We start from the raw sequence: 16,013 nt of genomic DNA, 5'->3' as shown, positions 1-16,013 counted from the left end.
TCAGGCCCGGCCCGCGTAGTAGCGGCCCAGCACCTCGTCCCGGTAGTCGAAGTACGTGCCGTCGGCCATCGCCGCGCGGGCGCCGTCGACCATCCGCACGATGAAGCGCTCGTTGTGGATCGAGGTCAGCGTCGCGGACAGCCGCTCCTTGGCCTTGAACAGGTGGTGCAGGTAGGCCCGGGTGTAGTGCGTGCACGTGTAGCAGTCGCAGCCCTCGAAGACCGGGGAGAAGTCGGTGCGGAAGCGGGCGGTGTTGACGTTGAACCGCCCGTCCGGGGTGTACACGGCCCCCGTGCGCCCCACCCGGGTGGGGGAGACGCAGTCGAAGGTGTCCACGCCGTTCTCCAGGGCCGTGAAGATGTCGTCCGGCTCGGAGATGCCCAGCAGGTGCCGGGGCCGGTCCTCGGGCAGCTCCTCCGTGCACCAGCGCACGATCGTGCCGAGGTTCTCCTTCTCGAGCGCCCCGCCGATCCCGTAGCCGTCGAAGTCCATCGCGGCGAGGTCCCGGCACGCCCGCCGGCGCAGGTCCTCGTACTGGGCGCCCTGGACCACCCCGAACAGCGCCTGGTACGGCTTCCCGGCGCGCTCCCCGGTCAGCCGGGCGTGCTCGGCCACGCAGCGCAGCGCCCACCGCCGGGTCCGCTCGAGGGAGGCCTCCTGGTAGCCGCGGGAGTTGTGCAGGGTGGTCAGCTCGTCGAAGGCGAACATCACGTCCGCCCCCAGGCGGTGCTGGACCTGCATCGAGATCTCCGGGGTGAAGCGGTGCAGGTCGCCGTTGAGGTGGGACTTGAACGTCACCCCGTCGTCGTCGACGTGGGCCAGGCGCTCCTTGCCGGCCGCGACGTCGTCGTCGCCCGCCGCCCCGGCCCCCGACATGTCGATGACCTTCTTGAACCCCGCCCCCAGGGACATCACCTGGAACCCGCCGGAGTCCGTGAACGTGGGCCCGTCCCAGTTCATGAAGGCGCCCAGCCCGCCCGCGGCGTCCAGGACCTCGGCCCCGGGCTGGAGGTAGAGGTGGTAGGCGTTGGCCAGCAGCGCCTGCGCCCCGAGCTCCTTCATGGCCTCCGGCAGCACGGCCTTGACCGTGGCCTGGGTGCCCACGGGCACGAAGGCGGGGGTCGCGATCGTCCCGTGCGGGGTCGTGATCGTGCCCGTCCGGCCCCCGAACCGGCCCCCGTTCGCGGCCGCGCGCTCCCCGGGGACCGCCGCGGTGTCCTCGAGCCGGTGGCCGACCTCGAAGCCGAAGGCCGAGCGGGCGGACGGGAGGGCGGGGGCGGTCTGCGGGGAGGAGCTCATCGGACCATTGTGGCCCACCCCGGACCCGCCCCCGGACGGGCCCGGGGCCCGGCCCCGGTCCGGGCCCTGTGAGAGAGCTCATCGCCCGGGCCCGGAAGCGCCCGCCCGCTGCCGGGGTTCGCACCGGTGGGCGGTGCCCCGCCGCCCCGCACGCCCCGCCCGCGCCTCCCCACCGGGCCCGACCAGGAAGGCGGCCGCCCCTCCGTGAGCCCGCTCCGGCGCCTGTTCGCCCTGCACCCCGCGCGGCAGGACCACCTGCCCGCCGCCCGCATCGCGGTCTCGGTGGCCGTTCCGCTCGTGCTCCTGCTGGCCGCCGGGCGCCCGGACCTGACGATCTACGCCGCCTTCGGGGCGTTCACCTCGATCTACGCCCGCCACGAGCCGCCGCGCGACCGCCTCCGCCACCAGGCGCAGGCGGGGCTGCTCCTGACCCTGTGCGTGGCCCTGGGCGCCGCGCTCGCCGGCGCCCCGGAGGCCGTGGTGCTGGCGGTCACCGCGGTCGTGGCCGCGCTCGGCGCGGTGGCCGCCGCGCACTGGGCGCTGCGCCCGGCGGGGTCGGTGTTCCTGATCTTCGCGGTCGGGGCGATCGGCTCCCTCGGGCAGGCGGCGCCGGTGGGGACCGCCGCGGCCCTGGCCGCCGCCTCCGCCGCGTTCTCCGTGGCCCTGGGCGCCGCCTCGCGCTGGGCGGGGGAGGGCGTGACGGGTCCGGTGGCCGCCGTGCCGGCCCACCGGGAGGCGGACCCCCGGCAGCTGTGGGCCCACGGCGGGCGGTTCCTCGCGGCGACCGCCGCGGCCGGGGCCCTCGGCGCGGCCAGCGGCCTGTCCCACAGCTACTGGGCCATGGTCGCGGCCGCCGCCCCGATCGCCGCCCCGGACCTCGGGGCCCGGGTGGAGCGGGCGGTCCACCGCGTGGTGGGCACCCTCGGCGGGGTGGGCGTCGCGGCGGCGCTGCTGTCGGTACCCCTGCAGCCGTGGCACACCGTGGCACTGGTCGTGGTGCTGCAGTTCCTCGCGGAGCTGTTCGTGGGCCGCAACTACGCGGTGGCCCTGCTGTTCATCACCCCGCTGGCGCTGCTGATGACGCAGCCCGCCGCCCCGGCGGCCGCGGGCGACCTGCTCCAGGCGCGGGCGGTGGAGACGGTGATCGGGGCGCTGACCGGGCTCGCGGTCGTGTGGCTGACCCGCGGCCGGGCCCGCGGTTGACCGGGGCCCGGACCGGGCAGGGCCGTCAGCGGCCCCAGCCGGCGTGGGCGACGGCCTGGCGCACCAGGTCCCCGCGGCCCCCGGCGAACTCGGCCTGGACCTCGGGGCTCAGCGCCTCCTCGGGGGTCAGCCACGACAGCTGCAGGGCGTCCTGGCGGGGGCTGCACTCCCCGCGCACCGGCACCAGGTAGCTCAGCGCCACGGCGTGCTGGCGGTCGTCGGTGAGCCCCGTCTCCGAGGGGGAGGGGAAGAACTCCGCGACGGCGAAGGGGGTGGTCGAGACGGGCAGCTGCGGGAACGCCATCGCCCCCAGGTCCTTCTCGAGGTGGCGCAGCAGCGCCGCCCGGATCGTCTCCCGGTACATCACCCGTCCCGACACGAAGGTGTACATCATCTCGCCCTCGGGGGTCGCCTGCAGGAGCAGGCCGATCTCCGAGAGGTAGCCCAGCGGGTCGAGCCGCACCGGCAGGGCCTGCACGTAGACCATGGGCAGGCGCCGCCGGGCCTCCCGCAGGTCGTCCTCGTTGAGCCAGCCGGGGTTCGGGTCGGGGGTGCGGAGGAAGTTCATGACCCTGTTCTATCCCACGGGCCCCGCCGCGGCCACGGGCGCGGGGGCGCCGACCCGCCGGTTCAGCGCTCAGCGGAGCGGGCGGCGGCCTCGAGCACCGTCCAGGCCTGGACCTGGGTGGACAGCTCCACCGGGACCCCGGGCCGCTGCGCCTCGTCGGCGGGGCGGAACGGGTCGGGGGAGAAGATCGCCACCGTCTCCCCGGACCCGCCGGCCCCGGGGTCGGCGAAGTCCACGGCCGGGTCGAACTCCCGCCGCCCCGCCCACAGGGCCTCGGCGGTCGCGGCCACGAGCCCGGCCGCCGCGGTCCGGGCCCGCCCGTCGAGTCCCGGGTGGCCCGCGGCGTCCGCGAGGTAGCGGGCCAGGATGCCCGTGAACAGCCCGCCGTCGCCGCCGCCGTGGGTGGCCAGCACCGGGGCGCCCGCGTGCTCGCGGGCGAACGCGCCGGCCGCGCCCTCGACGACGGCGCCCGCCCGCTCGAGCAGCTCCCGCCGCCGCGCGGGGCCCGTCCCGGGGGCGTCGGCGAGCTCGAGCATCGCGCCCAGCACGGGACCCGCGTTGTAGCTGTGCAGGCCGCGGTCCAGGCGCGTCACCTCGGTGCCGGAGCCCGCCGCGACCAGCCGCACCCCGTCCAGGTAGACCCGGCGCTCCGGGTCCCACAGCACGGCGTCGAGCCACGTCAGCACGGCGTCGGCCCGCTCCGGGCGGTGGGTGCGCACGAAGGCGAGCGCGGCAGGGGCCGAGGAGGCGGTGTTCTTGTAGTCGTGGGCGTCGTTCCAGAACACCCCGCCGCCGAGGTCGCCGGTGTGGCCGCGCTCGAGCCGGGCCAGCAGCGCCGCCCCGGCGTCGAGGCAGTCCAGGCCGGGGCGGTCCCCGAGCTCCCGGTCCAGGCCGGCGAGGCGGCCCACGGCCAGCAGCAGCCACGCCATGTCGTCGTAGTAGGAGTTGCGGTCCACGCGCCCGCCGCTGCGCAGGGTGATCCCGCGCAGCAGCCGGTGGCCGTCGCGGGCCGCCGCCCGGGCGGCCGGGCGGTCCCCGGCGGCGAGGGCGCGCCGGCCGGCGTCGACGAGGGCGTCGAGCAGGTGCGCCTGCCACCAGTAGTGCCACGGCGCCCGCCGGGAGGCCGGGCGCGGCAGCGCGGGGGCGCCCAGCAGGGTCCCCGGCACCCCGAGGGCCCGCCCGCCGAACAGTCGCCGGACCGAGCGGGCGGCGGTCTCCGCGCGGGCGGCGGCGGGGGCGCCGGCGGCCGGGAGGAGGGGGACGGGACCGGGGACGGGGGTCATGGCGGCTCCTGGACAGGGGGACGGGAGGGGTCGGGGCCCGGCCGGGGTGCCCGGGCGGATCCCGGCTACGAGCCTACGCGCCGGGCCAGGTGCAGGCGCCGGTGCAGGGTCTCGGCGGGCCCGGGCCGGCCCCGGTGCTCCAGCAGCACGGCCGCGAGCAGGGTGAGCAGCCACACGCACGTGCCGGCCAGCAGCGCGTCCACGGGGCCGAGGTCCTCGCCGAGGCCGAGGGCCCAGGGCGGCATGAGCACGGTGAACAGCACGGACTGGGCGAGGTAGCCGCTGAGGGAGCGCCGCCCGAGGGCCTGCAGCGCCCACAGCACGGGGTGCGCCGGGCCGGCCGGGGCCCCGTGCAGCACCCGGTCGCAGACCACCGCGATCAGCAGGGCGTAGGCGATCCCCTGGGCGGCACCGGTCACGGCGTCGGCGGCCGTCAGCAGCGCCAGGGGGCCGGGGGCCGGGTCGATCCGCCCGGTGGTGAACAGCCCCGTGCCCGTCCCGGTGAGCAGCCCGGCCCCGACCGAGGCCGCGGCGACGAGCAGGACCGTCCGCCGGTGCGGGGCGGGCCGCTCGAGGACGCGGGTGCGGCTGAGCGCGAGGCCGAGCAGCATCATGGGCAGCAGCCCGAGCAGCTGGAGCGGGGCGTAGGCCACGACCCCGAGCCCCTCGGCGACCGTGGCGGCCAGGTGCTCGGCGGCCGTCGGGGCGTGCAGGCCGGGGAAGGCGGTGCGCCCGTCGACCGCGACCGCGGAGGCGGCGCCGTAGAGGGCGGTCAGCACCGTGCCCGCCCCGGCCAGGGCCAGCAGCAGGCGCGTGCTGTCGTGGACGAGCAGGGCCAGGAGCACCCCGCCCACGGCGTAGGCGGTGACGATGTCCCCCGGGAACAGCAGCACCGCGTGCGCCGCCCCGATCGGCGCGAGCCACGCGTAGCGGCGCAGCAGCACGGAGCGCACGGCGGGCGGGTCGGCGCCCCGTGCCGCCTCCCGGGCGGCGAGCTGGCCGACCCCGTAGCCGACGAGGAACGAGAACAGCGGGAAGCCGCGCCCGTCCACGAGGGCGGACAGGGCGAGGTTCACGGCGTCGTCGGCCGTCCACGCTCCCGTGGACGCACCCGTGCCCAGGGGCCGGTCGCGCAGCCCGCCCAGGGGCCCGGCGTCCCACAGCCACACGGTGACGTTGGCGACGGCGATGACCCACAGCATCAGCCCCCGGGCCACGTCGGGGGCCGGCACCCGCCGGGAGCCCGGTGCCCCGGTGCCGCTCACCGGCCGTCCCCGCAGGCCAGCCGGCGGCCGGAGGCCAGGCTCAGCGGCACCCCCGTGACCGGGTGGACGAACGAGACCCGGCGGGCCAGCAGCTGCAGCGGCGGCCCCGCGGCGCCCGCGGGCAGGACCCGCGGGTAGAGCGGGTCGTGGCGGACGGGGACGCCCAGGGAGGCCAGGTGCACCCGGATCTGGTGGGTGCGGCCCGTCTCCGGCCGCAGCCGGTAGCGCACCCAGCACCCGTCGTCGTCCGCGAAGGGCGCCCCGGCGCGCTCGACCGCCGTGCGCGCGTTCACCGGCCCGGGGACCTCCCGGGCCTGCAGGCACGTGCGGTCCTTGACGATCCGGGAGGCCACCACCCGCGGCAGCACCAGGTCCGGGTCGTGCGGGGCGAGCGCCTCGTACTCCTTGGCCACCGCCCGGTCCTGGAACAGGGTCTGGAAGCGCCCGCGCGTGGCGGGGTCGCGGGAGAGCAGCAGCACCCCGGCCGTGCCGCGGTCCAGCCGGTGCAGGGGGGAGAGCCGGTCCTCGCCGCGGGCCCGGCGCAGCTTCACCAGCGCGCTCTGCGCCACGAAGCCCCCGCGCGGGGTCGTGGGCAGCCCGTGCGGCTTGTCCACCGCGAGCAGCCACTCGTCCTCGTGCAGCACCGGCAGGTCCCCGGGCAGCTCGGGCTCCTCCGGCAGGGCCCGGTGGTACCAGACCGCGGCACCCGGCACGAAGGGCGCCCCCGGCGGCAGGGGCCGCCCGCCGTCGTCGACGATCCCGCCGGTGGCGAACAGGTCCGCGAGCTCCGCGGCCGAGGCCGGGAACCGGGCCAGCAGCCACCCGCGGACCGTGCCCGTGCCGGAGGCGTCCGCCTCGGGCAGGCGCACCCGCACCGGGTCCACGCCGTTGCGCAGGGGCAGGGGGGAGCGGGGGAGCGGCGGCGCGGCATGGCCCGATCGTCGTCGGCCGCGGCCGGGTTGTCCACTCCGCCGCGCCCGTCGCGGGGCCTGCCACAATGGGGGACGGCGGGCGCGGCCCCGCGCCGCCGAACCCGAGAAGGACGAGAGCCATGGCCCGCGAAGAGGTCGTCCTGCTGGACGACGCCCACCGACCCGTCGGCACCGCGCCCAAGGCGGAGGTGCACACCGAGGACACCCCGCTGCACCTGGCCTTCTCCTGCTACGTCCTCGACGACGACGGGCGGCTGCTGCTGACCCGCCGCGCGCTGTCCAAGCGCACCTGGCCGGGGGTGTGGACCAACAGCTTCTGCGGCCATCCCGGCCCCGGCGAGCCGTTCGAGGAGGGCATCGCCCGCCGGGCGGGCCAGGAGCTCGGCTTCGCCGTCACGGACGTCGTCCCCGTGCTGCCCGAGTTCCGCTACCGGGCCGTGGACGCCTCCGGGATCGTGGAGAACGAGTTCTGCCCCGTCTACCTCGCCCGCGCCTCGGGCACCCCGCACCCGCTGCCGGAGGAGGTCGCGGAGACCGCCTGGATCCGCCCCGGCGAGCTGCTCGCCGCCGTCGAGGCCGCCCCGTTCCTGCTCAGCCCCTGGCTGCGCGAGCAGCTCGCCGACGAGCGGCTGCGCGCGGCCCTGGCGGCCGGCGCCCCGGGTCGGGCCCGGGACTGACCGGCCGCTGCGCTCAGGCGGGCGCCCCGGGCTCCATCCGGGCGCTCAGCTCCGCCGCGACCTCCTCGAGGGCCTGGCGCACCGCCAGGATCGCCGGCCGGCGCGCGCTCGACCCGCGCACGGACGTGAAGACGGTGCGCCGCGGGCCGCCGGGCAGGGCGATCAGCCGGCAGGGGCTGGGCGCGGCCGTCCACATCAGGTCCGGCATCAGCGCCACGGCGTGCCCCGAGGCCACCAGCCGGGTCTGGGCCTGCAGGTCCGCGGTCTCGTAGCGCACGTCCGGCTCGAAGCCGGCCCGCCGGCACAGCTGCTCGTCCCAGTGCCGGGAGGCCGCCCCGCGGGGCTCCATCACCCAGGGCAGCTCCCGCGCCTGCTCGAGGGCGGTGATCCCCGACCACGGCCCCTCGGGAGGGACGGCCAGGCGGATCGCGTCCGCGACCAGCTCCCGCCGGTCCAGGTCGGGGTGGTGGGCCGCGGCGTGGCCCGGGTACTGCTCGGCCACCACGAGGTCGAACTCGCGGATCCACGTCTCGTACAGGGCCCGCTCCGGCTCGGTCTGGGCCATCTCGACCCGCACCTCGGGGTAGCGCAGGCGCATCCCGCTCAGCGCCCCGGGCAGCAGCGCCAGCGCGGCCGACTGGAACACGGCCACCCGCACGGTGCCGGTGACCGTGCTCAGCGACGCCGCGAGGTCGGCCTCCGCCCGCTCGAGGACGTCGAGCAGCTCCGCGGTGCGCGCCACGAGGATCTCCGCCTGCGGGGTCAGCTGCACGCGCCGCCCCACCTTGCGCAGCAGCTCGACCCCGGCCTCCTTCTCGAGCACGGACAGCTGCTGGGAGACCGAGGACGGGCTGAAGCTCAGGGCCTCGGCCACCTCCGCGAGCGTGCCGCGCAGCGCCAGCTCCCGCAGCAGCCGCAGCCGCCGGACGTCGAGCACGGCCCCTCCCGTCCGCCGGGATGCCCGGCCCCACGATCCATCGGCTCCGCCGACGAACACCCGTCGAGAACATTCACTGTATCCGAACGCACTGCGGCCCCATAGTGGGATGGACCACACGTCCCCCTCCACGAGCGGAGCAGCCACATGACCACCGTCCCCGCCCCGGCCGCCCCCGTCCTGCACGAGTGCCCCGCGCCGGATCCCGCCGCCCACGCGTTCCTGCCCGAGGGGCTGGCCGAGGAGGCCGTCGCCCTCGTGCGCCGCTGGCTGGCCGAGGCCGAGCAGTACCCGGCCGACGCCGCCGCCCGCCACCTCGCCGGGGTCCTGAAGGACCCGCACGGCCTGGACTTCACGGTCGGCTTCGTCGACGGCGTGGTCCGCCCCGAGGACGACGCCGTGGCCGCCCGCAACCTGGCCCGGCTCGCCCCGCGCGTCCCGGCGTTCCTGCCCTGGTACCTGCGCGGGGCCGTCCGCGCCGGCGGCGCCCTCGCCCCGGCGGCCCCCCGCCTCGTCGTCCCCGCCGCGCGCCGGGCGCTGCGCGAGATGGTCGGGCACCTGATCGTGGACGCCGACCCGCGCCGGCTCGGGCGCTCGATCGCGGCGATCCGCACCGAGGGGGTCCGGCTCAACCTCAACCTGCTCGGCGAGGCCGTGCTCGGCACCCGCGAGGCCGACCGCCGGCTGGAGGGCACCCGCGCGCTGCTGGCCCGCCCGGACGTCGACTACGTCTCCGTGAAGGTCTCCTCCGTGGTCGGCCCGCACTCCCCGTGGGCCTTCGACGAGGCCGTGGCCGAGGTGGTCGACAAGCTCGCCCCGCTCTACGAGCAGGCCGCGGCGTCCCCCGAGCCGAAGTTCGTCAACCTCGACATGGAGGAGTACAAGGACCTCGACCTGACGGTCGCGGTCTTCACCCGCCTGCTCGAGCAGCCCCGCTTCAAGCACCTCGAGGCCGGGATCGTCCTGCAGGCCTACCTGCCCGACTCCCTGGCCGCGATGATCCGCCTCCAGGAGTGGGCCGCCGCCCGCCGCGCCGCCGGCGGCGCGCCGGTGAAGGTGCGCGTGGTCAAGGGCGCCAACCTGCCGATGGAGCGCGTGGAGGCCTCCCTGCACGACTGGCCCCTGGCCACCTGGTCCACCAAGCAGGACTCCGACACCCACTACAAGCGGGTCCTCGACTACGCCCTGCGCCCGGAGCACACGGACGCCGTGCGCATCGGCGTGGCCGGGCACAACCTCTTCGACGTCGCCTTCGCCTGGCTGCTCGCCGGCCGGCGCGGGGTGCGCGGGGCCGTGGAGTTCGAGATGCTCCTGGGCATGGCCACCGGCCAGGCCGAGGCCGTCCGGCGCGAGGTCGGCTCCCTGCTGCTCTACACCCCCGTGGTGCACGCCGCGGAGTTCGACGTCGCCATCGCCTACCTCGTCCGCCGCCTCGAGGAGGGCTCCAGCCCCGAGAACTTCATGTCCGCCGTCTTCGAGCTCGCCGGCAACGAGCACGCCTTCGAGCGCGAGCGGCAGCGCTTCCTCGCCTCCCTGGCCGCGCTCGACGACACCGTGCCGGCCCCCCACCGGGTCCAGGACCGCACCCGCCCCGAGCCCCCGGTCCCCGCCGAGGACTTCGCGAGCACGCCCGACACCGACCCCGCCGTGGCCGTCAACCGCGCCTGGGGTCGGGAGATCCTCGCCCGGGTGCCCGGCTCCCGCGCCGGGGCCGCCACCGTCGCCGCCGCCCGGCTGCGCACGGAGGACGAGCTCGAGGAGGTCGTGACCGCCGCCCTGGATGCCGGGCGCGGCTGGGCCGGGCTCTCCGGCGCGCAGCGGGCCGCGGTGCTCCACCGGGCCGGCGACGCCCTCGCCGCCCGCCGGGCCGAGCTGCTCGAGGTCGCCGCCGCCGAGGCGGGCAAGACCCTGGACCAGTCCGACCCCGAGGTCAGCGAGGCGATCGACTTCGCCCACTACTACGCCGAGCGCGCCCGCGAGCTCGACGACGTCGACGGCGCCCGCTTCGTCCCGTCGCGGCTGACCGTGGTGACCCCGCCGTGGAACTTCCCGGTGGCGATCCCCGCCGGCTCCGCCCTGTCCGCCCTCGCCGCGGGCTCCCCGGTGGTCTTCAAGCCCGCCGGCCCCACCCGCCGCTGCGGGGCCGTGGTCGCCGAGGCGATCTGGGAGGCCCTCGACGCCGCCGGGATCGACCGCGCCGTGCTGTCCCTGGTCGACCTCGAGGAGCGGGCCCTCGGCCGGCAGCTGATCGCCCACCCGGCGGTGGAGCGGGTCGTCCTCACGGGCGCCTACGAGACCGCCGAGCTGTTCCGCTCCTTCCGCCCCGACCTGCCCCTGCTGGCGGAGACCTCCGGGAAGAACGCCCTGGTCGTCACCCCCAGCGCGGACCTCGACCTGGCGGCCAAGGACGTGGCCCACTCCGCCTTCGGCCACGCCGGCCAGAAGTGCTCGGCCGCCTCGCTGGTGGTCCTCGTCGGCTCGGTGGCGCGCTCGCGCCGGTTCCGCGACCAGCTGCTCGACGCGGTCACCTCCCTGACCGTGGACCGTGCCACGAACCCCGCCGCGCAGATGGGCCCGCTCACCGAGCCCGCCTCCGGCAAGCTGCTCCGGGCGCTGACCACCCTCGAGGAGGGCCAGTCCTGGCTGGTCGAGCCGCGCCGGCTCGACGACGAGGGCCGGCTGTGGACCCCCGGCGTCCGCACCGGGGTGCGCCGCGGCTCGGAGTTCCACCAGGTCGAGTACTTCGGCCCCGTCCTGGGCGTGATGACGGCCGAGACCCTCGAAGAGGCCGTCGCGATCCAGAACGAGGTCGAGTACGGGCTGACCGCCGGCCTGCACTCCCTGGACCCCGCCGAGATCGGCTACTGGCTCGAGCACGTCGAGGCCGGCAACGTCTACGTCAACCGCGGCATCACCGGGGCGATCGTCCGACGCCAGCCCTTCGGCGGGTGGAAGAAGTCCGCCGTCGGCCCCGGCACCAAGGCCGGCGGGCCCAACTACCTCACCGGCCTCGGCGGGTGGGTGCCCGCCGCCCCGCGCGGGACGGGCGGCGACCTCGGGGACGGTCCCGCCGCCGAGCTGCTCGCGGCCGCCCGGCGGCTCCTCCACGCCGCGGAGGCCGAGCGCCTCGAGCAGGCCCTGCGCCTGGACGCCGCCGCCTGGGCGGAGGAGTTCGGCGCGGCCCGCGACGTCTCGCAGCTCTACGCCGAGCGCAACGTCTTCCGCTACCTGCCGGTGCCCGTGACCGTGCGCCACGGCGGGGACGTACCGGTGGGCGAGCTGCTGCGCGTGCTCGGCGCCGGGCTGCGCGCCGGCTCCCCGCTGACGGTCTCCACGGCGGAGGAGCTGCCCGCGCCGGTGGCCGCCGTCCTCGCGGCCCACGGCGCGGACCTGCGGGTCGAGGACGAGCACGCGTGGTCGGCGAGCGCCGCCGCGGCCGGCGCCGGGCGGGTGCGCCTGGTCGGCGGGGACCGTGCGGACCTGATCGCCGCCACGGGCGGGCGCCCGGACGTGGCCGTGTACGCCGACCCCGTCACGGCGGCCCCCCGCGTGGAGTTGCTGCCCTTCCTGCGCGAGCAGGCCGTGAGCATCACCGCCCACCGGTTCGGCACCCCCGACCACCTCACCGACGGGCTGATCTGAGCCGGCGGCCGCGCGCCCCGGTCCCCGCGGGGGCCGGGGCGCACCCGTGCCCGCACCCGTGCCCGCGGCCGGGGCCGTGGACGGTCCGGCCGCGGACGGGGACCGCCGTGACGGTCCGTCCGCGCACCCCCGCCATGATCCGCATCGTGGAAGATCTGTTCCGTGTCCCGGTGCGCTGAGGCCTCCCGCTCGGTATAGTCGCGTCCACCAGCAACCCTGTGGTGTACGTCACGTGCCCGGTCCGACCGGCGCACCCCGGCACGCACCCGGCAGTCCCGGGCTCCGCCCCGCGGGCGGCGCACGTCGAGGAGCAACGAGGCATGGACGAGATCCGCGTGACGGTCAACGGCCAGGAGCGCAGCTGCGCGGGCAGCGGTCCGCACACCCGGCTGCTCGACTGGCTGCGGGAGGGCGGGCTGACCGGGGCCAAGGAGGGCTGCGCCGAGGGCGAGTGCGGCGCGTGCGCCGTGCTGGTCGCCCGGCCGGACGGGCCCGGGCGCAGCCGCTGGACCGCGGTCAACGCGTGCCTGCCGCCCGCCGCCGCCTTCGACGGCCAGGAGATCGTCACCGCCGAGGGCCTGGGCAGCGCCCCCGGCCCCCGCGGCCCCGGCCGCCTCCACCCCGTCCAGCAGGAGATGGCCGCCCGTGGCGGGTCCCAGTGCGGCTACTGCACCCCCGGCTTCGTGTGCGCGATGGCCGCCGAGTACTACCGCCCCGACCGCGCCGCCGCCGGGCCGGACCCGGCCGGACCGCCGCGGCCGGGCACCGCCGCCGCGGGCGAGGAGCACGCCGCCGACCACGAGTGCGGTCCCAACGGCTTCGACCTGCACGCCCTCAGCGGCAACCTGTGCCGCTGCACCGGGTACCGGCCCATCCGCGACGCCGCCTACGCCCTCGGCGCCCCGGAGGCCGGGGACGAGCTGCTGCGGCGCCAGGAGGAGCCCGCGCCGGCCCCGCGCCCCACCCGGGCCGCGGCGGAGGGCGCCGCCTTCGTCCGGCCCGCCGACCTCGAGGAGCTCTTCGGCCACCTGGCCCGGGAGCCGCGGGCCCGGCTCGTGGCCGGCGCCACCGACCTCGGCGTGGAGGTCAACATCCGCCACGCCCGCCCGCCCCTGGTGCTCGCCGTGGCCCGGCTCGAGCCGCTGCGCGCGCTCGAGGTGGGGGAGGAGCGGATCGAGATCGGGGCGGCGCTGAGCCTGTCCGAGGTCGAGCGCGGCCTCGCCGGACGGGTGCCGCTGCTGGACCGGCTCTTCCCGCAGTTCGCCTCCCGCCTGATCCGCAACGCCGCGACCCTCGGCGGCAACCTCGGCACGGGCTCGCCCATCGGGGACTCGGCCCCGGTGCTGCTGGCCCTGGGCGCCTCCGTGGTCCTCGCCTCGGCGGAGGGCGAGCGGGAGGTCCCGCTCGACGAGTACTACACGGGCTACCGGCAGAGCGTCCGCCGCCCCGACGAGATCATCCGCGCCGTGCGCATCCCGCGCCCGCTGGCCGAGCAGGTCGCCTTCCACAAGATCGCCAAGCGCCGCTTCGACGACATCTCCAGCGTCGCCGTGGCCGTCGCCGTGCAGCTCGACGGCGGGACGGTCGCCTCCGCCAGGATCGGCCTGGGCGGGGTGGCCGCCACCCCGATCCGGGCCTCGCGCACCGAGCAGGCCCTCGCCGGCCGCCCGTGGACGCGGGAGACGGTCGCCGCCGCGGCGGCCACGATGGCCGGCGAGGGCACCCCGATCGACGACATGCGGGCCTCCGCCCGCTACCGCTCGGCCATGCTCGAGCAGGCCCTGCTCAAGTTCTGGGCGCAGACGCAGCCCGCCCCCGTCCCGGAGGTCTCCCGATGAAGTCCCTCGCCGACCGCCCCGTCGACCCCGCCGTCGGCGTCCCCGTCGCCCACGAGCACGCCGCCCTGCACGTGACCGGCACCGCGCTCTACACCGACGACCTCCTGGTGCGCAGCCAGGACGTGCTCCACGCCTGGCCGGTGCAGGCCCCCCACGCCCACGCCCTGGTCACCGCCCTGGACCCCGCCCCGGCCCTGCGCGTGCCCGGCGTGGTGCGCGTGCTCACCGCCGAGGACGTGCCGGGGGTCAACGACGCCGGCACCAAGCACGACGAGCCCCTGTTCCCCCGCGAGGTCATGTTCCACGGCCACGCGGTGTGCTGGGTGCTCGGCGAGAGCCTCGAGGCGGCGCGCCTGGGCGCGGAGGCCGTCGAGGTCGCCTACGAGCCCCTGCCCGCCCTGGTCACCCTCGCGGAGGCCGTCGAGGCCGGCAGCTTCCAGGGGATGGCGCCCACCGTCCGCCGCGGGGACGCGGAGGCCGCCCTGGCCGCGGCAGCCCACCGCTTCGAGGGGGAGTTCTCCTTCGGCGGCCAGGAGCACTTCTACCTCGAGACCCACGCCTCCCTGGCCACCGTGGACGAGGGCGGGCAGGTCTTCGTCCAGTGCAGCACCCAGCACCCCACCGAGACCCAGGAGATCGTCGCCCACGTGCTGGGCCTGCACAGCCACGAGGTCACCGTCCAGTGCCTGCGCATGGGCGGGGGCTTCGGCGGCAAGGAGATGCAGCCCCACGGCTGGGCGGCGGTCGCCGCCCTGGGCGCCGTGCTCACCGGGCGCCCCGTGCGGGTGCGGCTCACCCGCACCCAGGACATCACCCTCTCCGGCAAGCGCCACCCCTACCACGCCCGGTGGGAGGCGGCCTTCGACGACGGCGGGCGGCTGCAGGCCCTGCGCGCCACCGTCACCAGCGACGGCGGCTGGAGCCTGGACCTGTCCGAGCCCGTGCTCGCCCGGACGCTGTGCCACATCGACAACGCCTACTGGATCCCCAACGTCGAGGTCCACGGCCGGATCGCCCGCACCCACAAGACCTCCCAGACCGCCTTCCGCGGCTTCGGCGGACCCCAGGGGATGCTGATCATCGAGGACGTCCTCGGCCGCTGCGCCCCCCTGCTCGGACTGGACCCCGCGGAGCTGCGGCAGCGCAACTTCTACGCCCCCGGCCAGACCACGCCCTACGGCCAGCCGGTGCGCCACGCCGAGCGGCTGCGGGCGGTCTGGCAGCAGGTGCTCGACCGCGCGGACGTGGACCGGCGCCGCGCCGGGATCGACGCGTTCAACGCGGCCCACCCGGACACCCGCCGGGCGCTCGCGGTGACCCCGGTGAAGTTCGGCATCTCCTTCAACTTCACCGCGTTCAACCAGGCGGGCGCGCTCGTGCACGTCTACAAGGACGGCTCGGTGCTGATCAACCACGGCGGCACGGAGATGGGCCAGGGCCTGCACACCAAGATGCGCCAGGTCGCCGCCACGGCCCTCGGGGTGCCCCTGGAGGTCGTGCGCCTGGCCCCCACCCGCACCGACAAGGTCCCCAACACCTCCGCCACGGCCGCCAGCTCCGGGGCCGACCTCAACGGCGGGGCCGTGAAGAACGCCTGCGAGCAGATCCGCGACCGGCTCGCCGAGGTCGCGGCGCGGAAGCTGAACATCCACCCCGACGACGTCCGCTTCGCCGGCGGCACGGTCACCGGCATCGGTTTCCACGACGCCGGGATCCCCTTCGCCGACCTCGTGCGGGACGCCTACTTCCAGCGCGTGTCCCTGTGGGCCGCCGGCTACTACCGCACCGAGGGGCTGCACTGGGACAGCTCCCGGATGCAGGGCGAGCCCTTCAAGTACTTCTCCTACGGGGCCTCCGTCTCCGAGGTGGAGGTCGACGGGTTCACGGGCGCCTACCGGGTGCTGCGCACCGACATCGTCCACGACGTCGGTGACAGCCTCTCCCCGCTGATCGACGTCGGGCAGATCGAGGGCGGCTTCGTGCAGGGCCTGGGCTGGCTGACCCTCGAGGACCTGCGCTGGGACGAGTCGGACGGGCCCGCCCGGGGCCGGCTGACCACCCAGGCGGCGAGCACCTACAAGCTGCCCAGTTTCTCGGAGATGCCTGAGGAGTTCCACGTCCACCTCTTCGAGCGGGCCACCGAGAGCGGGGTCGTCTACGGCTCCAAGGCCGTGGGGGAGCCGCCGCTGATGCTCGCCTTCAGCGTCCGCGAGGCCCTGCGCGAGGCGGTCGCCTCCTTCGGGCCCGCGGGCCGGTCCGTGGACCTGGCCAGCCCCGCCACCCCGGAGGCCGTGTTCTGGGCCGTGCAGGCGGCCCGCGCCGGCGCGGAGGCGGGCACGCCCGCCCCGGCGCGCGTCGCGACCGTCTGA

The 16,013-nt window shown here is 76.9% G+C and carries 11 protein-coding genes; 5 read left to right on the top strand and 6 right to left on the bottom strand.

The window, feature by feature from the left end; translation table 11 throughout:
- Positions 1-1,299, bottom strand: coding sequence for a tRNA guanosine(34) transglycosylase Tgt (gene tgt, locus AS188_RS00580; protein WP_058857205.1), 1,299 nt, complete (start codon positions 1,297-1,299; stop codon positions 1-3).
- 204 nt (positions 1,300-1,503) lie between these two features.
- Here tgt and AS188_RS00575 point away from each other — a divergent pair, with 204 nt between their 5' ends.
- Positions 1,504-2,502 carry an FUSC family protein gene (locus AS188_RS00575; RefSeq protein ID WP_083529106.1) on the top strand — a complete coding sequence of 333 codons (999 nt, stop codon included), beginning with the start codon at positions 1,504-1,506 and terminating at the stop codon, positions 2,500-2,502.
- A gap of 25 nt (positions 2,503-2,527) precedes the next feature.
- Here AS188_RS00575 and AS188_RS00570 read toward each other — a convergent pair whose 3' ends face one another.
- The 4 genes from AS188_RS00570 to AS188_RS00555 form a co-directional block, all read right to left on the bottom strand.
- A complete protein-coding gene (locus AS188_RS00570) occupies positions 2,528-3,070 on the bottom strand; it encodes an NUDIX hydrolase family protein (RefSeq protein WP_058857204.1) in 543 nt (180 codons plus the stop codon).
- 62 nt (positions 3,071-3,132) lie between these two features.
- Entirely contained in the window at positions 3,133-4,353 is a 1,221-nt protein-coding gene (locus AS188_RS00565; RefSeq protein WP_058857203.1) for a glycoside hydrolase family 76 protein, read from the bottom strand.
- Positions 4,354-4,418: 65 nt separating this feature from the next.
- Positions 4,419-5,618 (bottom strand): DUF418 domain-containing protein, encoded by a 1,200-nt coding sequence (locus AS188_RS00560; protein ID WP_058857202.1) that lies wholly within the window; start codon positions 5,616-5,618, stop codon positions 4,419-4,421.
- Entirely contained in the window at positions 5,615-6,502 is an 888-nt protein-coding gene (locus AS188_RS00555) for a pseudouridine synthase (RefSeq protein ID WP_058857201.1), read from the bottom strand. The genes AS188_RS00560 and AS188_RS00555 overlap by 4 nt, the downstream gene beginning before the upstream one ends.
- Positions 6,503-6,669: 167 nt before the next feature.
- Here AS188_RS00555 and idi point away from each other — a divergent pair, with 167 nt between their 5' ends.
- Complete coding sequence (idi, locus tag AS188_RS00550; protein ID WP_058857200.1) at positions 6,670-7,227, top strand: isopentenyl-diphosphate Delta-isomerase; 558 nt, start codon at positions 6,670-6,672, stop codon at positions 7,225-7,227.
- Positions 7,228-7,240: 13 nt separating this feature from the next.
- Here the strand turns inward: idi and AS188_RS00545 are convergent, their stop codons facing one another.
- On the bottom strand, positions 7,241-8,164 hold the full coding sequence (locus AS188_RS00545; RefSeq protein WP_058857199.1) for a LysR family transcriptional regulator: 924 nt from the start codon (positions 8,162-8,164) through the stop codon (positions 7,241-7,243).
- Positions 8,165-8,311: 147 nt separating this feature from the next.
- On the opposite strand from AS188_RS00545, the gene AS188_RS00540 reads away from it, so the two are divergent.
- The 3 genes from AS188_RS00540 (at position 8,312) to xdhB (ending at position 16,013) form a co-directional block, all read left to right on the top strand.
- A complete protein-coding gene (locus AS188_RS00540) occupies positions 8,312-11,806 on the top strand; it encodes a bifunctional proline dehydrogenase/L-glutamate gamma-semialdehyde dehydrogenase (RefSeq protein WP_058857198.1) in 3,495 nt (1,164 codons plus the stop codon).
- A gap of 320 nt (positions 11,807-12,126) precedes the next feature.
- Complete coding sequence (locus tag AS188_RS00535) at positions 12,127-13,644, top strand: xanthine dehydrogenase small subunit (protein WP_058857197.1); 1,518 nt, start codon at positions 12,127-12,129, stop codon at positions 13,642-13,644.
- Positions 13,641-16,013: a xanthine dehydrogenase molybdopterin binding subunit gene (gene xdhB, locus AS188_RS00530; RefSeq protein ID WP_058857196.1), complete on the top strand. Its 2,373-nt coding sequence runs from the start codon at positions 13,641-13,643 to the stop codon at positions 16,011-16,013. Before AS188_RS00535 ends, xdhB begins: the two co-directional genes overlap by 4 nt.

The organism is Kocuria flava, from assembly GCF_001482365.1.
GTDB lineage: Bacteria > Actinomycetota > Actinomycetes > Actinomycetales > Micrococcaceae > Kocuria > Kocuria flava.
Note: the sequence above shows the minus strand (reverse complement) of the source record. Positions and strands in the feature narration are given on the sequence as shown.